The organism is Aeromonas intestinalis (assembly GCF_054052485.1).
In genome coordinates this window covers 64,242-84,841 of the sequence record NZ_JBSTYK010000015.1, presented here as the reverse complement: position 1 = coordinate 84,841, position 20,600 = coordinate 64,242, and the positions used below count along the sequence as shown (strand labels likewise).

Genomic DNA, 20,600 nt, shown 5'->3' with positions numbered 1-20,600 from the left:
GCCGCCTGCTGCTTTTAGAGAGACAACCCATGACCCCGAACGCGGCGGACAGGCTGGCCATGTGCCCGTCAGCCTGCATGGGAAGACGTCCATCAGCCCCATTCGATAGAAACTGACATGACACCTGAACGCTTTAAACGGATCTCCGACATGCTGGCCATGCGCCAGCTCGACCTGACCGTCTGCATGGAAGAGGTCCACAAGCCCCACAATCTGGCCGCCATCGTGCGCACCGCCGACGCCATCGGCATCCATCGGGTGCACGCGGTCTGGCCCAAGACCTGGATCCACAAGCGCAAGGGCACGGCCCGCGGCAGCCAGAACTGGGTGGACGTGAAGCTGCACCCGGACATCGGCAGCGCCGTCGGCGAGCTGAAGGCGGCCGGCATGCAGATCCTGGCGACTCACCTGTCGGAGAGCTCGGTGGACTTTCGTGCCATCGACTACACCCGTCCCACCGCCATCCTGGTAGGCCAGGAGAAACACGGCATCGGCGACGAGGCCCTGGCCCTGGCCGATCACCATATCGTCATCCCCATGGTGGGCATGGTGCAGTCCCTCAACGTCTCGGTGGCCGCCGCCGCCATCCTGTACGAGACCCAGCGCCAGCGGGAACTGGCCGGTTGCTACCAGCGCGGCTGTCCCTTGAGCCTGGAGGAGCAGAACAGCATCCTGTTCGAGGGGGGCTACCCCATCTATGCCCAGCTCTGCAAAGAGAAAGAAATGCCCTACCCCCAACTCGGCCCGGCGGGCGAGATCCTGGCGGACGACGCCTGGTGGCAGCAGATGCAACTGACCCGCAAGGGCTGGGCCGCCGCCCAGCAAGAAGATGAATCATGGCAGGAGGAGTAATGGAAAACCCGTTCGGCAGCTGGCTGGAGTCCCAGGTCATCCGGGATCACCTGACCAATCCCAATATCGAGGCGGGTGACTACAGCTACTACTCCGGCTACTACCACGGCAAGCCGTTCGAGGATCACTGCGTACGCTACCTGCTGGGGGACGGCTCGACCCGTGACAGCTGGGAGAGCGGCATCTGGGGTGAGGTGGATCGCCTCATCATCGGCAAGTTCTGCTCCATCGGCTCCGGCGCCACCTTCATGCTGGCGGGCAACCAGGGCCACCGGATGGACTGGGTTTCCACCTTCCCCTTCGATGCGGCCCGTTTCGGTGATGGCGCCCAGAGCGGCTTCCAGCGCAAGGGGGATACCCGGATTGGCAACGATGTCTGGATAGGCTCGGAAGCCATGATCATGCCGGGCATCCAGATCGGCGATGGCGCCGTCATCGCCAGCCGGGCCGTGGTGACAAAAAACGTGGAGCCTTACACCATAGTGGGCGGCAACCCGGCCAAACCTGTCCGTCGCCGCTTCGGCGATGAGCAGATCGCCCTGCTGCAGGCCATGCAGTGGTGGGACTGGTCCCTGCCCCGCCTGCAAGCGGCCATGCCCCTGCTCTGCGCCGGCGATATCGCTGCCCTTCATCAACATTGGCTGCAGGAGTGCACCCCATGAAATTACTGCCCTTGCTGGCCCTGACCCTGTTTTCTGCCGGAGCTTTCGCCGTGAACAACCCCTATCAGCTGACCACCGAGGCCGAGGTGCCTGCCCTCCACCAGCAGACCCTGCCGACCTTCTGGCAGGAGCACGCGGTCCCGGGAGAATTCAAGGGCAAGGACGGAGTCAGCATCCGCTACGTCGCCCTGCGCCAGCCCAAGGTGGACAGAGCCATCCTCATCGTCAACGGCCGGGTCGAGAGCTACCTCAAGTATCAGGAGCTGGCCTGGGATCTGTGGCGCCAGGGCTACAGCCTCTACCTCATCGATCACCGTGGCCAGGGCCTCTCCGGCCGCCTGCTGAAAGACCCCGAGAAGGGTTATGTGGCGGACTTCGACGACTATGTACAGGATCTCAAGCAGTTCCACGACGAGGTCGTGCTGGCGGACAAACCCGCCAAGCTGTTCCTGCTGGCGCACTCCATGGGGGGCGCCATCTCGGCCCGCTATCTTGAGCGCTGGCCGGACGACATCCAGGCCGCCGTGCTCTCCTCCCCCATGATGGGCATCAATCTCGGCGGTATCCCCAAGTGGCTCGCCAAGGGGTTGGCCGTCACCATGGACACGGTGGGCAGCTGGTGGGGAGAGCCTCCCTACGGGCCGGGTCAGGGCGGTTATGTCTCCCACGAGTTTGCCGACAATGGCCTGAGTCACAGCACCGCACGCTACCAGGCCTTCCGTGAGCTCTATGAGCAGTACCCCCAGATCAAGCTGGGCGGCGTCACCGCCCACTGGATCCGGGAAGGCATCAAGGCAGGAGATGAGGCCGTGGCACAGGCGGATCGCATCAAGACCCCGTTGCTGCTGATCCAGGCCGGGGATGACGGCATCGTCGACAATGGGGCTCAGGACAGCTTCTGCGAGCGGGCCCGCTGTGAAGGGGGCAAACCGCTGCGTATCCAGGGGGCCTGGCACGAGCTGTTCATGGAGGCGGATCCCCAGCGCATGCCTGCACTGACCGCGACCCTGGACTTCTTCGATCGCTTCTAAAAGCGGTTATTTTTTGTATCCCTAAATAAATGGGGTGACGCAGGACGCTGGGGTACACTGCCCCGGCGTTCCATTCATGCCGAGGTAAAGATGTTCAAGGTAGTCGTATCCGATCTCGATGGTACCCTGCTCAACAAGCAGCACCAGATCTCCCCCCGCACCCGTGACACCCTGCACCGCCTGGTGGATCAGGGAATCAAGTTCGTGGTTGCCACCGGTCGCCATCACGTGGACGTGCGCAGCATCCGCGATGCGCTGGGGCTGGATATCTACCTCATCACCTCCAATGGCGCCGTGGTGCACGACAAGCAGGACCAGCTGGTCTACAACCAGGCACTGCCGGCCACGGTGGCAGCCGAACTGATCGCCCTCGAGCGCGATCCCTCCATCCATATCAACGTCTACTACGGCGACGAGTGGCTGGTGGAAGAGGAGCTGCCCTGGTTGCTGCAGTTCCATCACGACTCCGGCTTCACCTATCGCCTCGCGGATCTCGCCAGCCACCCCACCGACAAGGTCAACAAGGTGTTCTACATCGGCGAGCACGAGAAGCTGCTGCAGATAGAAGCGCAACTCAATCAGCATTATGGTGATCGGCTCAACGTCACCTTCTCCCTGCCGGACTGCCTCGAAGTCATGCACGCCGGGGTACACAAGGGCAATGCCGTGCGCGCCGTGCTGGAACAGCACGGGCTGGAGATGTCACAGGCCGTGGCCTTTGGCGATGGCATGAACGACTTCGAGATGCTGAGCATGGTGGGCCGCGGCGTGGTGATGGGCAATGCCCACGATCGCCTCAAGCGGGCCCTGCCAGAGCATGATCAGACCCTGAGCTCGGACGACGATGGGGTTGCCGTCTATCTGGAGAAGCTGTTCGCACCGAGCCTCGCCTGATCCGGCGATGCCCCAGACATGCAGAAGGGTGACCCAGGGTCACCCTTCTTGTATTCAGCCCCCCGCCCCTTTTGCCAGGCGTTGTCGGCACGCCATGCCAAAGGCGGGTCAATCTCACCAGGCCAGCTTGGGCAAGCCCAGGTTGTCCAGCAAGCCTCCCTTTTGCTTCCACTCGAAGCTCTGGTTCGCACCGCCATAGCACTCCGCCAGACGCAGCGGGGTGCCGGGCTGATGACGGCGACCAGCCACATCCAGACAGAGGGACAGCTGACGGTTGAACAGGCGATCCGCCTGCCACTGCCACTGATGGCTGTCATCCCGGCAATCCGCCACACCGAGTTCGTCATCCCCCCTGGCGATCAGGCAGCCCCGGGCCAGTTGCAGCGCCCCGGCATCCCAGTCAAACTCCTGCTGGGTACCCTGATCGCAGTCCTGTGTCAGCAGGGTATTCTGCTCGCTCAGCGTCACACAAAAGCCACCGCTGGTGATCAGATTTGCCATAGTGGTTTTCTCTGCCTTGGGGGCTGCCCCCAGCAGGATCGCATCAGGATCGGGTTGCAAGGTGGTGCACCCACCCAAGGTCAGGGTGAGCAAGGCCAGCAGGCCGGCTTGTCGAGTCATGTGCTGCATTGGATAAGTGCCTGAAGCGGGGCCAGGGTGACCGCCGGCGCGTGAATCAGGCACCCAGCATAGCGAATTCGATGCGCGCAGGCGCCAACAGAAGTGTAAAGAGACGTGACAGAATGGGCGGAGGCCGGAAAAGCAAAAACCCCGCCTAAGCGGGGTTTTCAAATGTGGTCGGTGATAAAGGATTCGAACCTTTGACCCTCTGGTCCCAAACCAGATGCGCTACCGGGCTGCGCTAATCACCGATGGGGTATTTCAAAAACACAAAGATGACCTCATGGTCACCTTCGTCATACAGCAAGTATGGTGCGAAGAGAGGGACTCGAACCCTCACACCCGGGGGGCACTAACACCTGAAGCTAGCGCGTCTACCAATTCCGCCACCTTCGCGTACCTGACAAGCTGTAAAATGGGGTGGCTGATGGGGCTCGAACCCACGACAACCGGAATCACAATCCGGGACTCTACCAACTGAGCTACAGCCACCACAGCTGTTTTGTTCCACAACAACGCCCGTTTAACTGGCGCACGTTTGATGGTGCGCCCGACAGGATTCGAACCTGTGACCTCTGCCTCCGGAGGGCAGCGCTCTATCCAGCTGAGCTACGGGCGCTACGCTGTCGAACGGGGCGCATTATTGATGATGGCGCCGGCCTTGTCCACTGTTTTTTCATCCCCTTGAATCAACCGACTGTTTTTCCATCGTTTTGTGCAGTTTTATAGCTTTTCTACACCTCCTCGGCCGGAATCGTCTTCAGTCGACCCACTTTTGTCGACTTATCGTACCGGGAACTTCTCCCCTCCCCTTGACTTGCCCACTTCTCAATCTAGAATGAATGAACGTTCATTCAGCCGTTGCAATCGGAAGAGTCATGGATAAGAAAGAGCGCATTTTCGAGGCAGCGCGCGAAGTCCTCGGCGAGCAAGGCTTCTTCGGCCTTTCCATCGCCGTGGTCGCCAAGAAGGCCAATGTGGCGGCGGGCACCATCTATCGCTATTTCAGCGACAAGGATGACCTGATCCGCCAGCTGTACAAGCACACCATTCTTCAGTGTCATCCTCTGGTCATGGAGGGTGTGCAGATAGAGGAAGTGTCATTTCGGCAGTATCGGCGCCTGTGGTTCAACATAGACGCCATCTTTATCAACACCCCCAACGCACTGAAATGTAAATTGCAGTACGAAAGTTCTCCATTGGGGGCTGAATTAGAACAGGATCCGGTCATAATGGCGGCATGGGCGCCGCTTGAAAACTTTTTTGAACAGGGTCGCCAACAAGGATTGTTTATCGATCTACCCGTCCCGGTGTTGCAGACACTGAGTCTGGATTGTGTGGCCAACCTGGCGCTGTTGCGCCGGGCACACCCATTTGAATTAACGCAAGAACAGCTGGAAACCGTGATAAGAGCCAGTTGGAATGCCATTTTAAACCCTCAAATTTCCACCACAGGAGCCTGTTCATGAAAAAGTGGATGGCCATCATGTTACTGATTGCACTCGTTCTGTTCGGCAGTGTCATCGGTTTCAATATGTTCAAGCAGAAGAAGATTGCGGAATTTCTGGCCAGCCGCCCCGAGCCCGAGTTTCCGGTGACCGCCATGGTGACCAAGGCACAGGATTGGGTGCCGACCATCGAGGCTATCGGTTTCATCGAGCCCAACCAGGGGGTGACCCTCTCCAGCGAACTGGCAGGCACCATCGACAACATCAGCTTCGAGTCTGGCGCTCATGTGAAGCCGGATCAGCTGCTGCTGAGCCTGGACTCCAGCGTGGAAAAGGCCAACCTGAAATCGTCCCAGGCCAGGCTGCCGGCGGCGCGCGCCAAGTTCGAGCGTTACCAGAACCTGTACCAGAAGAATTCCATCTCCCGGGACCAGCTGGATGACGCCGAGGCCAGCTATCGCTCGCTCGAAGCCGATATCGAGAGCCTGAAGGGCACCATCGCCCGTCGCGAAGTGCGCGCCCCCTTCGGCGGCGCCGTGGGTCTGCGCAACGTCTTCCTCGGCCAGTATCTGGAACCGGGTACCGAGATTGTGCGACTGGAAGACACCAGCGTGATGCGTCTGCGCTTCACCGTGCCCCAGACCGACATCTCCAAGATTTCCCTCGGCCAGACCATCAAGATAGGGGTGGATGCCTACCCCAACGACCAGTTTGAGGGGCAGATCACCGCCATCGAACCCGCGGTCAACTACCAGAGCGGTCTGATCCAGGTGCAGGCAGCCATCCCGAACAACAGCGGCCAGCTCCGCTCCGGCATGTTTGCCCGTGCCAGCATCATCTTGCCGACGGTCAAGGAGCAGATCGTGATCCCGCAGTCCGCCATCTCCTTCACCCTGTATGGGGAGAATGTCTACATCATTCATGAGGTGGAGGGTGCCAAGCGTGCCAAACAGGTCGTGGTCAAGGCTGGTGAGCGTCGCGGCAACGATGTCCACGTGCTGTCCGGCATCAAGGCTGGCGATGAAATCGTGTTGTCGGGTCAGGTTCGCCTGAGCAACGATACCAAGGTGCACGTGGTCAAAAACGATGCCCTGGCCGTTCCGGCACAAACCCCGATGCTGTAAGCGCGGAGATCTACGATGCGATTTACCGACATATTCATAAAACGGCCGGTGCTGGCAATCTCGATCAGCTTCCTGATCGCCTTGCTGGGCTTCCAGGCCATTTTCAAGATGCAGGTGCGGGAATACCCCGAGGTCACCAATACGGTGATCACGGTCAGTACCAGCTACTACGGGGCCAGCTCGGATCTGATCCAGGGCTTCATCACCCAGCCGCTGGAGCAGGCGGTCGCGCAAGCCGACAACATCGACTTCATGACCTCCTCAAGCCAGCTGGGCAGCTCCACCATCACTGCCTACATGAAGCTCAACACCGATCCCAACGCCGCGCTGTCTGACATCCTGGCCAAGGTCAACTCGGTGCGCTCCCAGTTGCCCAAAGAGTCGGAGGACCCGTCGGTCACCTCCTCTACCGGTTCCACCACGGCGGTGCTCTACATGGGCTTCACCAGCCCTGAGCTGAACTCCAGCCAGATCACCGACTACCTTGAGCGAGTCATCAAGCCCCAGCTGTTCACCGTGGGCGGGGTCTCCAAGATCGACATCTACGGCGGGGTCGAATTTGCCCTGCGGGTATGGCTGGATCCGGCCAAGATGGCGGCCTTCGATCTCACCGCAAGCGATGTGATGACGGTGCTCAACAGCAACAACTATCAGTCGGCCACGGGTCAGGCGACCGGTTACTTCACCCTGTTCAACGGCAACGCCAAGACCCAGGTCGAGAGCACGGATGAGCTCAAGCGACTGGTGGTGGCCACCCGTGACAGCAAGGTGATCCGTCTCTCCGACATCGCCAAGGTGACGCTGGAGAAGAGCCACGATATCTATCGCGCCAGTGCCAACGGCAAAGAGGCCGTGGTGGTCGCTGTGAACGCGGCCCCGACTGCCAACCCCATCACCATCGCCCACGATGTGCTGGAATTGCTGCCGGATCTCAAGCGCAACATGCCGAGCACCCTGCAGACCAACGTGCTGTATGACTCCACCATCGCCATCAACGAGTCCATCCACGAGGTTATCAAGACCATACTGGAGGCGGCCGCCATCGTACTGGTGGTGATCACCCTGTTCCTGGGATCGTTCCGGGCCGTCATCATCCCCATCATCACCATACCGCTCAGTCTGATCGGCGTGGTCATGATGATGGACATGTTCGGTTTCTCCATCAATCTCATGACCTTGCTGGCCATGGTGCTGGCGATCGGCCTGGTGGTGGATGACGCCATCGTGGTGCTGGAGAACGTCGACCGGCACATCAAGGAAGGGGAAGAACCCTTCAGGGCCGCCATCATCGGCACCCGGGAGATCGCCATCCCGGTTATCGCCATGACGGTCACCCTGGCCGCCGTGTATGCGCCCATCGCTCTGATGGGGGGCATCACAGGCTCCCTGTTCAAGGAGTTCGCGCTGACGCTGGCGGGGGCGGTGTTCGTCTCGGGCATCATAGCCCTGACCCTCTCCCCCATGATGTGCTCCAAGATGCTCAAGGCCAACGCCAAGCCGAACAAGTTCGAGAGCACGGTGCACCATCTGCTGGACCGGATGACGGATCGCTACGACCGCATGCTGCATGCCGTGATGCAAAAGCGCATCGTGGTGGTGGTGTTCGCCGTCATCGTGTTCGCCAGCCTGCCGTTGCTGTTCAAGTTCATCCCCAGTGAACTGGCACCGTCGGAAGACAAGGGGGTCATGGCGGTGCTGGCGACGGCACCATCCAACGCCAACCTGGATTACATCGAAAACACCATGAACGATGTGAACAAGATCCTGGATGAGCAACCGGAAATCGCCTATGCCCAGGTCTTTTCCGGGGTGTTCAACTCCAACCAGGCGTTCGGTATCGCGTCCATGGTGCCCTGGAGCGAGCGTGAGGCGAGCCAGAAAGAGGTGCTGGACAGGGTAGCCGGTCTGGTGACCGACATCCCGGGCATGGCCATCACCACCTTCCAGTTCCCCGAGCTGCCGGGTGCGTCGAGCGGTCTGCCCATCCAGTTCGTCATCACCACCCCGAACAGCTTCGAGAGTCTGTTCCTGATCGCGGGTGAGATGCTGTCGGCCACCCAGGCCAACGGTCAGTTCGTCTATTCGGATCTCGATCTGAACTACGATTCGGCCACCATGAAGATCAACATCGACAAGGACAAGGCCGGTGCCTACGGCATCACCATGCAGGACATCGGCACCACCATGGGCACCATGATGGCGGATGGCTACGTCAACCGTATCGATCTGGATGGCCGCTCCTACGAGGTGATCCCGCAGGTGGAGCGTAAATTCCGTATGAACCCCGAATCCATGAAGGGCTATTACGTGCGCGCCGCCGACGGCAAGTCGATCCCGCTTGGCAGCCTGATCAGCATCGAAATCAAGGGGGAGCCACGTGCCCTGCCCCACTTCAACCAGCTGAACTCCGCCACCATAGGCGCCGTACCGGCACCTGGCGTGGCCATGGGGGATGCGATCAACTGGTTCAAGGCCACTGCCGAAGAGAAGCTGCCCCAGGGCTATCGCTACGACTTCATGGGGGAGGCTCGCCAGTTCGTGACCGAAGGCAATGCCCTCTACGCCACCTTCGCACTGGCACTGGCCATCATCTTCCTGGTGCTGGCCATCCAGTTCGAGTCCATTCGTGACCCCCTGGTCATCATGGTCTCGGTACCACTGGCCATCAGCGGTGCCTTGATCGCGCTGGCCTGGGGATTGGCGACCATGAACATCTACTCCCAGGTGGGCCTCATCACTCTGGTCGGTCTGATTACCAAACACGGTATTCTGATCTGTGAGGTGGCCAAGGAGGAGCAGCTGTTGCACGGTCTGAACCGGATGCAGGCGGTAATGCAGGCGGCCAAGGTGCGACTGCGCCCCATCCTGATGACCACGGCGGCCATGATCGCGGGCCTCATCCCGCTGCTCTACGCCTCCGGCGCCGGTGCGGCACAGCGCTTCAGCATCGGCATCGTCATCGTCGCGGGCCTGGCCATCGGTACCCTGTTCACCCTGTTCGTGCTGCCGGTGATCTACACCTTCCTGGCTTCTGAGCACAAACCGCTGCCGGAATTCGATGAATCCATCCCGGCCAAGGCGAAGGGCAACCACTGATCCAGCATTAATATCAAAAAGGCCCCGAAAGGGGCCTTTCTTATATCCATTTCATGACACACGACATCAGTAGATGAAGCAGTTACACTAAACCGCACTCAATCCAGACCGCAAGGACGCCATGTCAGGAATCTTCTCCAAGGCCGTCGGCCTTAACGGACTCTCTTACCGTCTGCTTTCCTACATTCTGATCTGCAGTACAGTGCTGGCGCTCATCATTACCGTGCTGCAGCTCGCCTGGGACTACAACAAGGATGTGACCGTCATCGAAGCGAGCATCGATCAGATCGAGGCCTCCTTCTTGCAGCCCATTTCCGCCAGTCTGTGGAACCTGGACGAGGAACAGGTCAAGGTACAGATAGAAGGCATCATGAATCTGCCCAACATGCAGTTCGTGATGGTCAAGGAGATGCTGGGCAACTCCGAGGTGCCGCTGCTCACCCAGGGCGTGGAACGAGAACAGTACGACATCTCCCGGGAGTTCAACCTCACCTATCAGGGGGAAGTCGTCGGCAAGCTGTTTGTAGCCGCCTCCCTGGATCAGATTTATCAGCGCCTCATCGAAAAATCCGTGCTCATCCTGGTCAGCCAGACCATCAAGACACTGCTCGTCTCCTTCTGCATCCTGGTCATCATCTACTATCTGGTGATCCGTCATATCAACCGCATCGTCAGCTATGCCCAGCGCCTGAGCCTGGATCGACTGACCCTGGAGCTGACCCTGGAGGGCAGAACCCAGCCTCGTAAACATCCGGATGAGTTCGATCTGCTAGCCGCCACCCTCAACCAGATGCGCACCCGTCTCAACGACGAATTCACGGCCCGCCATCAGGCGGCCGATCAGCTGCAGCAGGAGCGGGACTTCTCCGCTACCCTGATCAACTCGGCCAACATGGTCATCTGCTGCATGGAGCCGGATCTCAACATCGCCAGCATCAACCCCGCCGCCATCATGCTCACCGGCTATCACCATCAGGAGTTGTTGCAGCACAACTGGCTGGATCTGTTCGTCACCCCGGCGCAGAGAACCGAGCTGGCCGAACTGCTGGCCGAGCAGGGTTCCCTCTCGGATCGCGAGATCGTCATGCATGATCAGCAGGGAGAGGAGCTGACCCTGCAATGGACCTTTGCCCCCTTCTACGAGGGCCCCAACCTCAAGTATCTGATTGGATTCGGTTATGACATCACTCGCCTCAAGAAGGTGGAGCGGGAGATCACCCTGTTCAACGAACAGCTGGAAGGCAAGGTGGCCGACCGCACCCGCAGCCTGAGTGATGCCAACGACCAGCTGGGCAAGGCCTACGACGATCTGAAGCAGGCGCAGCAGACCTTGGTGGAATCGGAGAAGATGGCTTCATTGGGATCACTGGTGGCTGGGGTAGCCCACGAGATCAACACCCCCATCGGCATCAGTGTCACCGCTTCCTCCTACCTGCAGGAGCGGGTGATCGACTTCAAGCAGCACATCGATGCCAAGCAGCTTTCCCGTTCCTATCTGAACGAATTCACCCAGAACCTGGACGAGTCGATGCAGTTGCTGCAGGGCAACCTGAGACGCGCCTCCGAGCTTATCGCCAGCTTCAAGCAGGTGGCGGTCGACCAATCCTCCGAGGCCCGCTACAACTTCAACCTGGCGGACAACCTGCATCAGGTGGTGGTGTCACTCGGCCACAAGCTGAAGAAGGCCCAGTGCGAAGTCGACATTCAGTGCGATCCCAAGCTGACCCTCTACTCCTTCCCGGGCAGTTTCACCCAGATCTATTCCAACCTCATCCTCAACTCCATCCACCACGGCTTCGATGGCTGGGACAGACCCAAGAAGATCAGCATCAAGGTGGAGCAGCACGGCAGCGAGCTCGTCATCGACTACAGCGACAACGGTCGCGGCATTCCCCCCGAGATACTGCCACGCATCTTCGATCCCTTCGTCACCTCCAAGCGGGGCCACGGCGGCAGCGGGCTGGGCACCCACATCATCTACAACCTGGTGGTACAGCTGCTGCGCGGTCGCATCAACTGTGCCAGCGAGCCGGGCCAGGGAGCCCAGTTCCATATCCACCTGCCCATCACACAGAAGTGAACGCTGGCTCTTGTGAGCCAGCTTCTTTGTCCCCATCATGCTGTGATAGCTTTTTTAACCAGCGGAGAACCACACCATGGCACAGCATTTTGACTACATCGCCATCGGCGGCGGCAGCGGCGGCATCGCCTCGGCCAACCGGGCGGCCATGTATGGCAAGAAAGTCGCCCTGATCGAAGCCAAGGCGTTGGGCGGTACCTGCGTCAACGTAGGTTGCGTTCCCAAGAAGGCCATGTGGTATGCCGGCCAGATCGCCGATGCCCTGCGTTATGGCGCCGACTATGGTTTTGACACCACCCTCAATCACTTCAGCTGGGCCAAGCTGGTGGAATCCCGCCAGGCCTATATCGGCCGCATCCATCAGTCCTATGAGAATGTACTGGGCAAGAACCAGATCACCGTCGTTCGGGGCTTCGCCCGCTTCGTCGACGCCCACACGGTGGAGGTCGATGGTGAGCAGTACACGGCCAATCACATCCTGATCGCCACCGGCGGCCACCCGGAAGTGCCCCGGATCCCGGGTGCCGAACTGGGCATCGACTCCGATGGCTTCTTCGCCCTTGAAACGCAGCCACGGCGAGTCGCCGTGGTGGGCGCGGGTTACATCGCGGTGGAGATCGCCGGCGTGATGCAGGCCCTCGGCTCCGAGACCCACCTGGTGGTGCGCAAGCAGGGCCCATTGCGCAGCTTCGATCCCATGATCCAGGAGACCCTGGTGGAGATCATGGCCGCAGAAGGCCCCAAGCTGCACACCCATGCCATCCCCAAGGCGGTGATCAAGAATGCCGACGACAGCCTGACTCTGCAGCTGGAAGATGGCCGCCACCTCACCGTCGATTGCCTGATCTGGGCCATCGGCCGGGCCCCGGCCACCGACAAGCTGAACCTGGCCGCAGCCGGTATCGAACTGGATGAGCGGGGCTATATCCCCACCGACAAGTTCCAGAACACCCAGATCAGCAATATCTACGCCGTGGGCGACAACACCGGCCGGATCCAGCTCACCCCGGTGGCGGTCGCTGCCGGTCGCCGCCTGTCCGAGCGGCTGTTCAACAACAAGCCAAACGAGCACCTGAACTACGATCTGGTGCCGACCGTGGTGTTCAGCCATCCTCCCATCGGCACCATAGGCCTGACCGAGCCGGAAGCCATCGCCCAATATGGGGAAGAGCAGGTGAAGGTCTATCGCAGCCAGTTCACCGCCATGTACTCGGCCCTGACCCAGCATCGTCAGCCCACCCGCATGAAGCTGGTCTGCGTCGGCCCCGAGGAGAAGGTGGTCGGCCTGCACGGCATCGGCTTCGCCATGGACGAGATCCTGCAAGGCTTCGGCGTCGCCATGAAGATGGGGGCCACCAAGGCGGACTTCGACAACTGCGTCGCCATCCACCCCACCAGCGCGGAAGAGTTTGTGACCATGCGCTGACCCGGGCGCAAGCGGGCCGGTGTCAGTGATGCCCGTCCAGCCAACCAGCATTCAACCCGGCCCAGGCCGGGTTTTCTTCACCCCAGGGCCCATCGACCCCGTTTTTACGCCGACTTTACGCCACCCATCCCCCGCTTTATGGCGCCTTTACGCCCACCCTACGTACCCTTGTGGTGTCAATTACACCAAGGGAATCGATATGAATTGGCTATATCTGCTGCTGGTCCTCGCCCTGTTGGGCTATCTGCTGCGTGCACTCACACGCAGTCATGAGTGAGGGACCCCATCATGTGGCAAGAGATCATCTACCCAGTCGCCTTCGTGCTGCTGGTTCTGCTGCCTGCACCCCTGCTAGGCAGTTATATGTATCGTGTATTCGAGGGAAAAACCCGCTGGCTGTCGCCCATCGAACGGGCAACCATGGCCTGTACGGGATCCGATGGGCGGGAGCAGGACTGGAAGTCATACGCCATCAGCCTGCTCGCTTTCAACGGGGCGGGATTCGGCCTGCTGTTTCTGATCCTGATGGCGCAGGGCTTGCTGCCCCTCAACCCGCAGAACCTGTCGGGACTGAGCTGGGAGCTCGCCTTCAACACCGCGGTCAGCTTCATGACCAACACCAACTGGCAAGCCTATTCCGGTGAGGCCAGCCTCTCCTATTTCAGCCAGATGGTGGGACTCACCACCCAGAACTTCGTCTCCGCCGGTACCGGGGCTGCCGTGGCCGTCGCCCTGTTCCGCGGCATCACCCGCCAGCAGACGACCCACCTTGGCAACTTCTGGCAGGATCTGGTGCGTTTCTGCCTCTATGTGCTGCTGCCCATGGCCTTCATCATGGCGCTGCTGCTGGTCTGGCAGGGGGTTCCCCAGAGTCTGTCGGCCTACCTGCCGTTCCACAGCCTGGAAGGTCAGGAGCAACTGATGCCGCTCGGCCCGGCCGCCTCCCAGATCGCCATCAAGCAGCTCGGCTCCAACGGTGGCGGCTTCTTCGGCGTCAACTCGGCTCACCCGTTCGAGAACCCCACCGCCCTCACCAACTGGCTGGAGATGGTCACCCTGCTGACCCTGCCCGCCGCCCTGGTCTGCACCCTGGGTCGCTACGTGAAGCACAGCGGTCATGGCCGCGCCATCCTCACCGCCATGACCTTGCTGTTCGTGCTGGGCCTGACACTCTCCCTTTATCAGGAGCTGCAGCCGGATCCGGCTCTCGCCCATCTGACCCAGCAAGCGGGCAACTGGGAAGGCAAGGAGAGCCGCTTCGGCCCCGTGCTGTCCAGCATCTGGGAGGTGGCGACCACCTCCGCCTCCAACGGTTCGGTCAACGCCATGCATGACAGCTTCACCCCCCTCGGCGGCATGATCGGCATGATCAACATGCTGCTGGGTGAGGTGGTGTTCGGCGGCGTGGGGGCCGGTATCTACGGCATGATGCTGTTCGTGCTGCTGACCGTGTTCCTGTGCGGCCTGATGGTAGGGCGCACCCCGACCTACCTGGGCAAGCGCCTCGGCATCACCGAGATGAAGTGGGTGGTGGCCAGCATGCTGGTCATGCCGGTCGGGGTATTGGTGATCGGTGGCATCACCCTGCTGACACCGAGTGCCAGCGCCATCATCGGCCATGAGGGCCCCCACGGCCTGTCTCGCCTGATCTACGCTTACGCCTCCGCCGCCGGCAACAATGGCTCCGCCTTCGGTGGTTTCGCCGCCGCCGACAGCTGGCAGTGCATCGCCATCGGCCTGGCCATGCTGCTCGGTCGCTTCGGCTACATCATCCCCGTACTGGCCATCGCCGGCCAACTCTCCCGCGCACCACGCCAGGAGACGGGTACAGGGGACTTCCCGATCAGCGGCCCGCTGTTTGTGACCCTGCTGATCATCACCGTATTGCTGATAGGTGGCCTCTCCTTCCTGCCCGTGCTGGCGCTGGGACCGGTCGCAGAACACCTCACCCTGATGCAGGGAGCCTTCCAATGAGCAAGTCCATTTCAGTGACCACTGGCACCGACAAGGTCAAGGCCAAGTCACATCGTTCACAGGTCGCCCAGGCCATGATTGAAGCCCTGTATCGCTTCAATCCCAAGGCGCTGTTTGGCAGCCCCATACTCTTCAGCCTCTGGCTGGCCGCCGTGATGGCGACCGTCGAGTCCCTGATGGGCCAACCCCTGTCCGGGGTCGCCCCGAGCCTGGCCTGGCAGTTGACTGCCTGGCTCTGGCTGACCCTCTGGTTCGCCAACTTCGCCGAGACCCTGGCCGAAGGCCGTGGCAAGGCCAGGGCCGACAGCCTGAAGGCAGGTCTGAGTCAGCTCAAGGCCCGCAAGGTCAGCCATCCGCGGGATGACAAGGGGGAATGGGTGCCCGCCACCAGCCTGCTCAAGGGGGATCTGGTGCTGGTGCGCAGCGGCGAGATGATCCCGGCGGACGGCGAGGTCATCGCCGGCATCGCCTCGGTCAACGAGGCCGCCATCACCGGGGAGTCCGCCCCGGTGATCCGCGAGTCAGGCACGGATCGCAGCGGTGTGACCGGCAACACCACCGTCGTCTCCGACGAGATCTGGATCCGGGTCAGCAACAACCCCGGCGAGAGCACGCTGGACCGAATGATTGCCCTGGTGGAAGGGGCCAAGCGCCAGAAGACCCCGAACGAGATGGCGCTCGACGCCCTGCTGGTCGGTCTGACCCTGATCTTCCTGCTGGTGGTGGCCACCCTGCCCTGGTTCCTCGACTACAACGGCACCCAGGTCCCGCGGCTCTACCTGATCGCCCTCTTCATCACCCTGATCCCGACCACCATCGGCGGCCTGCTCTCCGCCATCGGCATCGCCGGCATGGACAGACTGGTGAAGCTCAACGTGATCGCCAAGTCCGGCCGCGCCGTGGAAGCCGCCGGTGACGTGCGCACACTCTTGCTGGACAAGACGGGCACCATCACCTTCGGCAACCGCATGGCGGACGAGCTGATCCCGGCACCGGGAGTGGACCCTTCCCTGCTGGCCCAGGCGGCCATGCTGGCCTCCCTCGGTGACAACACCCCGGAAGGCAAGTCCATCCTGACCCTGGCGGGCAAGAGCATGGTCAAGCCGAGCCAGCTGGAGAGCGACAAGGTGATCCCCTTCAGCGCCGAGACCCGGCTGAGCGGGCTGGATCGCAACGGCCACCAATACCGCAAGGGCGCGGTGGATGCGGTGCTGAACTACCTCTCACTCGACCGCAAGGGGGTGCCCGAGCTCATCCTCAAATCCGTCGATCACATCGCCCGCCAGGGGGGCACACCGCTGCTGGTCTGTACCCACGAGCAGCTGCTCGGGGTGGTGTACCTCAAGGACATCATCAAGCCCGGCATCAAGGCACGCTTCCAGACCCTGCGCCATATGGGCATACGCACCGTGATGATCACCGGGGACAACCCGCTGACCGCGGCCGCCATCGCCGCCGAGGCCGGGGTGGATGACTTCATCGCCGAGGCGACTCCGGAGAAGAAGCTGGCCTACATCCGCCAGGAGCAGGCCGACTGCCGCCTGGTAGCCATGTGCGGTGACGGCGCCAACGACGCCCCAGCCCTGGCCCAGGCCGACGTGGGGCTGGCCATGAACGAGGGGACCCAGGCCGCCAAGGAGGCGGGCAACCTGGTGGATCTAGACTCCAACCCCACCAAGCTGCTGGACGTGGTGCTGGTGGGCAAGCAGTTGCTGGTGACCCGGGGAGCCTTGACCACTTTCTCCATCGCCAACGACGTGGCCAAGTACTTCGCCATACTGCCGGCCCTGTTCATTGCCGCCTACCCGCAGTTGGGCGCCCTGAACCTGATGCAATTGGGCAGCCCGCAGAGTGCCATCCTGTCGGCCATCATCTTCAACGCCCTGATCATAGTAGCGCTGGTACCCCTGGCCCTGCGCGGCGTCAGCCTGCAGGAATCGGCTGCCAGCCTGCTGCGTCGCAACCTGCTCATCTATGGGGTTGGCGGCCTGTTGATCCCCTTTGTCGGCATCAAGCTCATCGATCTCGTCGTCACCGGCCTCGGCCTGGTGTAACCGCGGCGGAGTGCGGGCCTGGCCCGCACTCCATGGATTTTTGTTCAGGTATTAAGGACATATCATGATTGCAATCAGAACCCTGCTGACCCTGACACTGCTGCTGGGGGTTGCCTATCCCCTGGCCGTGACCGGGTTGGCCCAGGTGTTGTTCCCCTGGCAAGCCAACGGCAGCCAGCTGACCAACGACAAACAAGAACTCGTCGGTAGCGCCCTGCTGGCGCAGAAGTTCGAGCGGGCGAATTACTTCCACTCCCGCCCCTCTGCCAGCGACTTCGCCACTGTCGGCAGCGGCGCCACCAATCTCGGCATGAGCTCCCCCCTGCGGGCCGAGTTCGCCAGTGAAGCCGCCAAGGCCCAGCCCGGCAATCCATCACCGGCCATGCTGACCCGTTCAGGTTCCGGACTGGACCCCCACCTGCCGCTGGACGCCGTGTTGTCTCAAGTGGACAGGGTGGCCAGAGAACGAGGGCTGGATCCCGCCATGCTGACGGAGCGGGTCAAGTCCGCCACACAAGCTGGTATCCTAGGTCCACAAGTGGTCAACGTCCTTGAGCTGAACCTGCAGCTCGACAAGGACGCCTGATGAGGACGACCCGGCATCCGTGCCGGGTCTGTTGTTTGGCCAAGATGGATCAACACGATGACACGCCGGGCTGACTCGCTGCTATGCAGACAGTAATACGGATTCTTGAGCCGAACCGGCTGTTGATCGATAGGGACTCTCGATGGGGACTAAGGGATGCGTGATGAGGTGAGGGCCGACGCCTTGTTGGCCAGCCTGGAAGAAGAACACAAGGGCAAGCTGAAAGTCTTCCTCGGCGCCGCTCCCGGCGTCGGCAAGACCTACGCCATGCTGCAGGCCGTGCGGGAGCAGGCCAAGGACGGGATCGACATCCTCATCGGGGTGGTGGAGACCCACGGCCGCCAGGAGACCCTGGCCCTGCTGGACAAGTTGCCCATCCAGCCACGCCAGCCTTTCTACCACCGCCAGCAGCGGCTGGAAGAGATGGATCTGGACGGCCTGCTCGAGCGCAAGCCGGCCATCGCCGTGGTGGATGAACTGGCCCACACCAATGCCCCCGGCAGCCGCCACGAGAAACGCTGGCAGGATGTGGAGGAGTTGCTCGGTGCAGGCATCGACGTCTACACCACCCTCAACGTGCAGCACCTGGAGAGCCTCAACGATCTCGTCTGGCAACTGACCGGCGTCAGGGTCAAGGAGACCCTGCCGGATCAGGTCATGCTGGAGGCCGACAGCCTGGTACTGATCGATCTCCCCCCCAAGGAGCTGCTGGGACGCCTCAAGGAGGGCAAGGTCTATGTGCCCCATCAGGCCAAGGCGGCCCTGCAGTCTTTCTTCTCCCTCAACAACCTGACCGCCTTGCGCGAGCTGGCGATGCAGACCGCGGCCAGCCACGTGGAGGGGGATCTGCAACTGCAGTGGCAGGCGGCAGGCAAGAGCACGCTTCCGCTACGGGGCAAGCTGATGGTCTGCCTCGGGGATCAGCACAGCGCGTCCCTGGTTCGCTATGGCCACCGCTTCGCCCAGCGTCGCCAACTGCCCTGGCTGGTGGTGCATATCGACAGCAAGGGACGGCGTTCGGCCGAACTGGAGCAGGCACTGGCGCTGGCATCGCAGCTCGGTGCCAAGGTGCTGACCCTCTCCAGTCCGGCGGTAGCCGATACCCTGCTCGAAACCGCCGAACAGCAACAGGTCTCCCAGCTGTTGCTCGGCAAGCCCCATCAATCCCCCTGGCGCCGTTCCCTGGTACAACACCTGCTCAAACAGGCTCGCGGGTTCGAGATCACCCTGGTAGACACGGAGAAACGCAAGCAGAGCCTGGGGCTGCATCCCTCAGGTCGCAAGGAGGTGCGCCAGAGCCTGATGGCTATCTTCATCATGAGCCTCACCTCGGCCCTGGCCTGGGGTCTCTCCCACTGGCTGCCACCGGCCTCCTTGCCCCTGCTGTTCGTGCTGGGGGTGCTGGCCACCGCGCTCTCCACCAGCCTGATGCCCGCCATATTGGCGGCCGTGCTCGGTTTCGTGGCTCACAACCTGCTGTTTGTCGCCCCCCACTTCTCCCTCAGCGTGGCCAGCCACAGCGATCTGCTGACTCTGTTCGTGCTGCTCATCGTCGGTGTGACGGCGGGGCGGCTCGCCTCTCGCCAGCGCCAGCAGCTGGTGGGATTGCGCGAAACCCAGCAGCTCGGCAATGCCCTGCTCTCCCTGAGCCAGGGGCTGGCCACTGCCAGCAGCCCGACTGACGTGCTCAGACAAGGCACTCAGGCCATCTCCCTGGCTTTGGGCCAACCCGTGTTCGCCCTCGACAAGGATTACCAATACCGGGCGGGTGACGCCCCGCTCGGCCCCGGCCAGACCGACAAGGCGGCCATCGACTGGTGCCTGGCCCAGAAGCAGTATGCCGGCGCCCACACCGCCACCCTCAACGCGGCCGAAGCCCAGTACCACCCTCTCACCGACGATCTCGTGCTCGGCATCCGGCTGACCAATCCCCTGGCCTCCTCCGCCGAGCATCAATTACAGGCGCTGCTCACCGATATCCGTGCCGCCCTCGCCCGGATCGATCTCAGCGAGCGGCTCGCCGACAGCCAGTTGCAGGCCGAGACGGACAGGCTGCGTGCCGCCCTGCTCTCCTCCGTCTCCCACGATCTCAAGACGCCGCTCGCCACCATCATGGGCGCCGGCAGCACCTTGCTGGAATACGGTGACAGGATAAGCCAGGAGGATCGCAGCGAACTGCTGCATTCGGTACAGGACGAGGCTCGCCGCCTGCACAGCTATGTGCAGAACCTGTTGGATATGACCCGTATCGGTTCGCCGGACTTCCAGCTGAAACGGGACTGGGTCGACCTCGCCGATCTGCTGGAAAGCGCCCGCAAGCGGCTGGACTCCTCCTGGCGCCAACACAAGCTGCTGGTGCACTTCGATCAGCAGATCCCCGCGCTCTACGTGCACGGCGCCCTGATCGAACAGGTGCTGGTCAACATCCTCGACAACGCCTCCCGCTATTCGCCGGCCGGCACCCCCATCGAGTTCAAGGTGATGGTGGCCAGCCCGGATCTCATCATCGACATCATCGACATCGGGGTGGGCATTGCCGAGTCCGACCGGGACAAGATCTTCAACCTGTTCTACACCCAGCCGGTCGGGGATTGCGGCAGCCGGGGCACCGGGCTTGGCCTCGCCATTTCCCGCGCTATGATAGAGGCGCACGGCGGTCGCATCTGGGCGTTCGCCGGCCCCAACGGCAACGGCACCTGCATGCGCCTCTCTCTGCCGCTCTCACTCAACGCACCCGAGGTCATGGGCTGAT

The 20,600-nt window shown here is 61.7% G+C and carries 14 protein-coding genes and 4 tRNA genes; 13 read left to right on the top strand and 5 right to left on the bottom strand.

Annotation, left to right across the window (positions count from 1 at the left end; genetic code table 11):
* Positions 1–117: 117 nt before the first annotated feature.
* The 4 genes from trmH to ACW5W7_RS17625 all read left to right on the top strand — a co-directional run bounded on the left by trmH (position 118) and on the right by ACW5W7_RS17625 (position 3,439).
* Positions 118–852 (top strand): tRNA (guanosine(18)-2'-O)-methyltransferase TrmH, encoded by a 735-nt coding sequence (gene trmH / locus ACW5W7_RS17640; RefSeq protein WP_456502530.1) that lies wholly within the window; start codon positions 118–120, stop codon positions 850–852.
* Positions 852–1,514 carry a CatB-related O-acetyltransferase gene (locus ACW5W7_RS17635; RefSeq protein ID WP_456502529.1) on the top strand — a complete coding sequence of 221 codons (663 nt, stop codon included), beginning with the start codon at positions 852–854 and terminating at the stop codon, positions 1,512–1,514. Before trmH ends, ACW5W7_RS17635 begins: the two co-directional genes overlap by 1 nt.
* Positions 1,511–2,545, top strand: a complete 1,035-nt coding sequence (locus ACW5W7_RS17630) for an alpha/beta fold hydrolase (protein ID WP_456502528.1) — start codon at positions 1,511–1,513, stop codon at positions 2,543–2,545. The genes ACW5W7_RS17635 and ACW5W7_RS17630 overlap by 4 nt, the downstream gene beginning before the upstream one ends.
* A gap of 90 nt (positions 2,546–2,635) precedes the next feature.
* Positions 2,636–3,439, top strand: coding sequence for a Cof-type HAD-IIB family hydrolase (locus ACW5W7_RS17625; RefSeq protein ID WP_456502527.1), 804 nt, complete (start codon positions 2,636–2,638; stop codon positions 3,437–3,439).
* Positions 3,440–3,553: 114 nt separating this feature from the next.
* Here the strand turns inward: ACW5W7_RS17625 and ACW5W7_RS17620 are convergent, their stop codons facing one another.
* The 5 genes from ACW5W7_RS17620 to ACW5W7_RS17600 form a co-directional block, all read right to left on the bottom strand.
* A complete protein-coding gene (locus ACW5W7_RS17620; protein WP_456502526.1) occupies positions 3,554–4,069 on the bottom strand; it encodes a ricin-type beta-trefoil lectin domain protein in 516 nt (171 codons plus the stop codon).
* Positions 4,070–4,234: 165 nt separating this feature from the next.
* Positions 4,235–4,311, bottom strand: a tRNA-Pro gene (locus ACW5W7_RS17615).
* Positions 4,312–4,370: 59 nt separating this feature from the next.
* Positions 4,371–4,456: transfer RNA gene (locus tag ACW5W7_RS17610), tRNA-Leu, on the bottom strand.
* A 20-nt stretch (positions 4,457–4,476) separates the two neighbouring features.
* Positions 4,477–4,552, bottom strand: a tRNA-His gene (locus ACW5W7_RS17605).
* 50 nt (positions 4,553–4,602) lie between these two features.
* Positions 4,603–4,679, bottom strand: a tRNA-Arg gene (locus ACW5W7_RS17600).
* Between the two features lie 259 nt (positions 4,680–4,938).
* Between ACW5W7_RS17600 and ACW5W7_RS17595 the strand changes: the two genes are divergently transcribed.
* The 9 genes from ACW5W7_RS17595 (at position 4,939) to ACW5W7_RS17555 (ending at position 20,599) form a co-directional block, all read left to right on the top strand.
* Positions 4,939–5,529 carry a TetR/AcrR family transcriptional regulator gene (locus tag ACW5W7_RS17595; RefSeq protein WP_456502525.1) on the top strand — a complete coding sequence of 197 codons (591 nt, stop codon included), beginning with the start codon at positions 4,939–4,941 and terminating at the stop codon, positions 5,527–5,529.
* Entirely contained in the window at positions 5,526–6,632 is a 1,107-nt protein-coding gene (locus ACW5W7_RS17590) for an efflux RND transporter periplasmic adaptor subunit (RefSeq protein ID WP_349920467.1), read from the top strand. Before ACW5W7_RS17595 ends, ACW5W7_RS17590 begins: the two co-directional genes overlap by 4 nt.
* A gap of 15 nt (positions 6,633–6,647) precedes the next feature.
* Positions 6,648–9,728, top strand: coding sequence for a multidrug efflux RND transporter permease subunit (locus ACW5W7_RS17585; RefSeq protein ID WP_456502524.1), 3,081 nt, complete (start codon positions 6,648–6,650; stop codon positions 9,726–9,728).
* A gap of 121 nt (positions 9,729–9,849) precedes the next feature.
* The gene (locus ACW5W7_RS17580) at positions 9,850–11,808 is read left to right on the top strand and encodes an ATP-binding protein (protein ID WP_349920465.1); all 1,959 of its coding nucleotides are present in this window, start codon (positions 9,850–9,852) and stop codon (positions 11,806–11,808) included.
* 76 nt (positions 11,809–11,884) lie between these two features.
* Entirely contained in the window at positions 11,885–13,234 is a 1,350-nt protein-coding gene (gorA, locus tag ACW5W7_RS17575) for a glutathione-disulfide reductase (protein ID WP_456502523.1), read from the top strand.
* A 288-nt stretch (positions 13,235–13,522) separates the two neighbouring features.
* Positions 13,523–15,208, top strand: coding sequence for a potassium-transporting ATPase subunit KdpA (kdpA, locus tag ACW5W7_RS17570; protein WP_456502522.1), 1,686 nt, complete (start codon positions 13,523–13,525; stop codon positions 15,206–15,208).
* Positions 15,205–17,262, top strand: coding sequence for a potassium-transporting ATPase subunit KdpB (kdpB, locus tag ACW5W7_RS17565; RefSeq protein WP_456502521.1), 2,058 nt, complete (start codon positions 15,205–15,207; stop codon positions 17,260–17,262). Before kdpA ends, kdpB begins: the two co-directional genes overlap by 4 nt.
* 64 nt (positions 17,263–17,326) lie before the next feature.
* Positions 17,327–17,848, top strand: a complete 522-nt coding sequence (locus ACW5W7_RS17560) for a potassium-transporting ATPase subunit C (protein WP_456502520.1) — start codon at positions 17,327–17,329, stop codon at positions 17,846–17,848.
* Positions 17,849–18,004: 156 nt separating this feature from the next.
* A complete protein-coding gene (locus ACW5W7_RS17555; protein WP_456502519.1) occupies positions 18,005–20,599 on the top strand; it encodes a DUF4118 domain-containing protein in 2,595 nt (864 codons plus the stop codon).
* Position 20,600 lies beyond the last annotated feature (1 nt).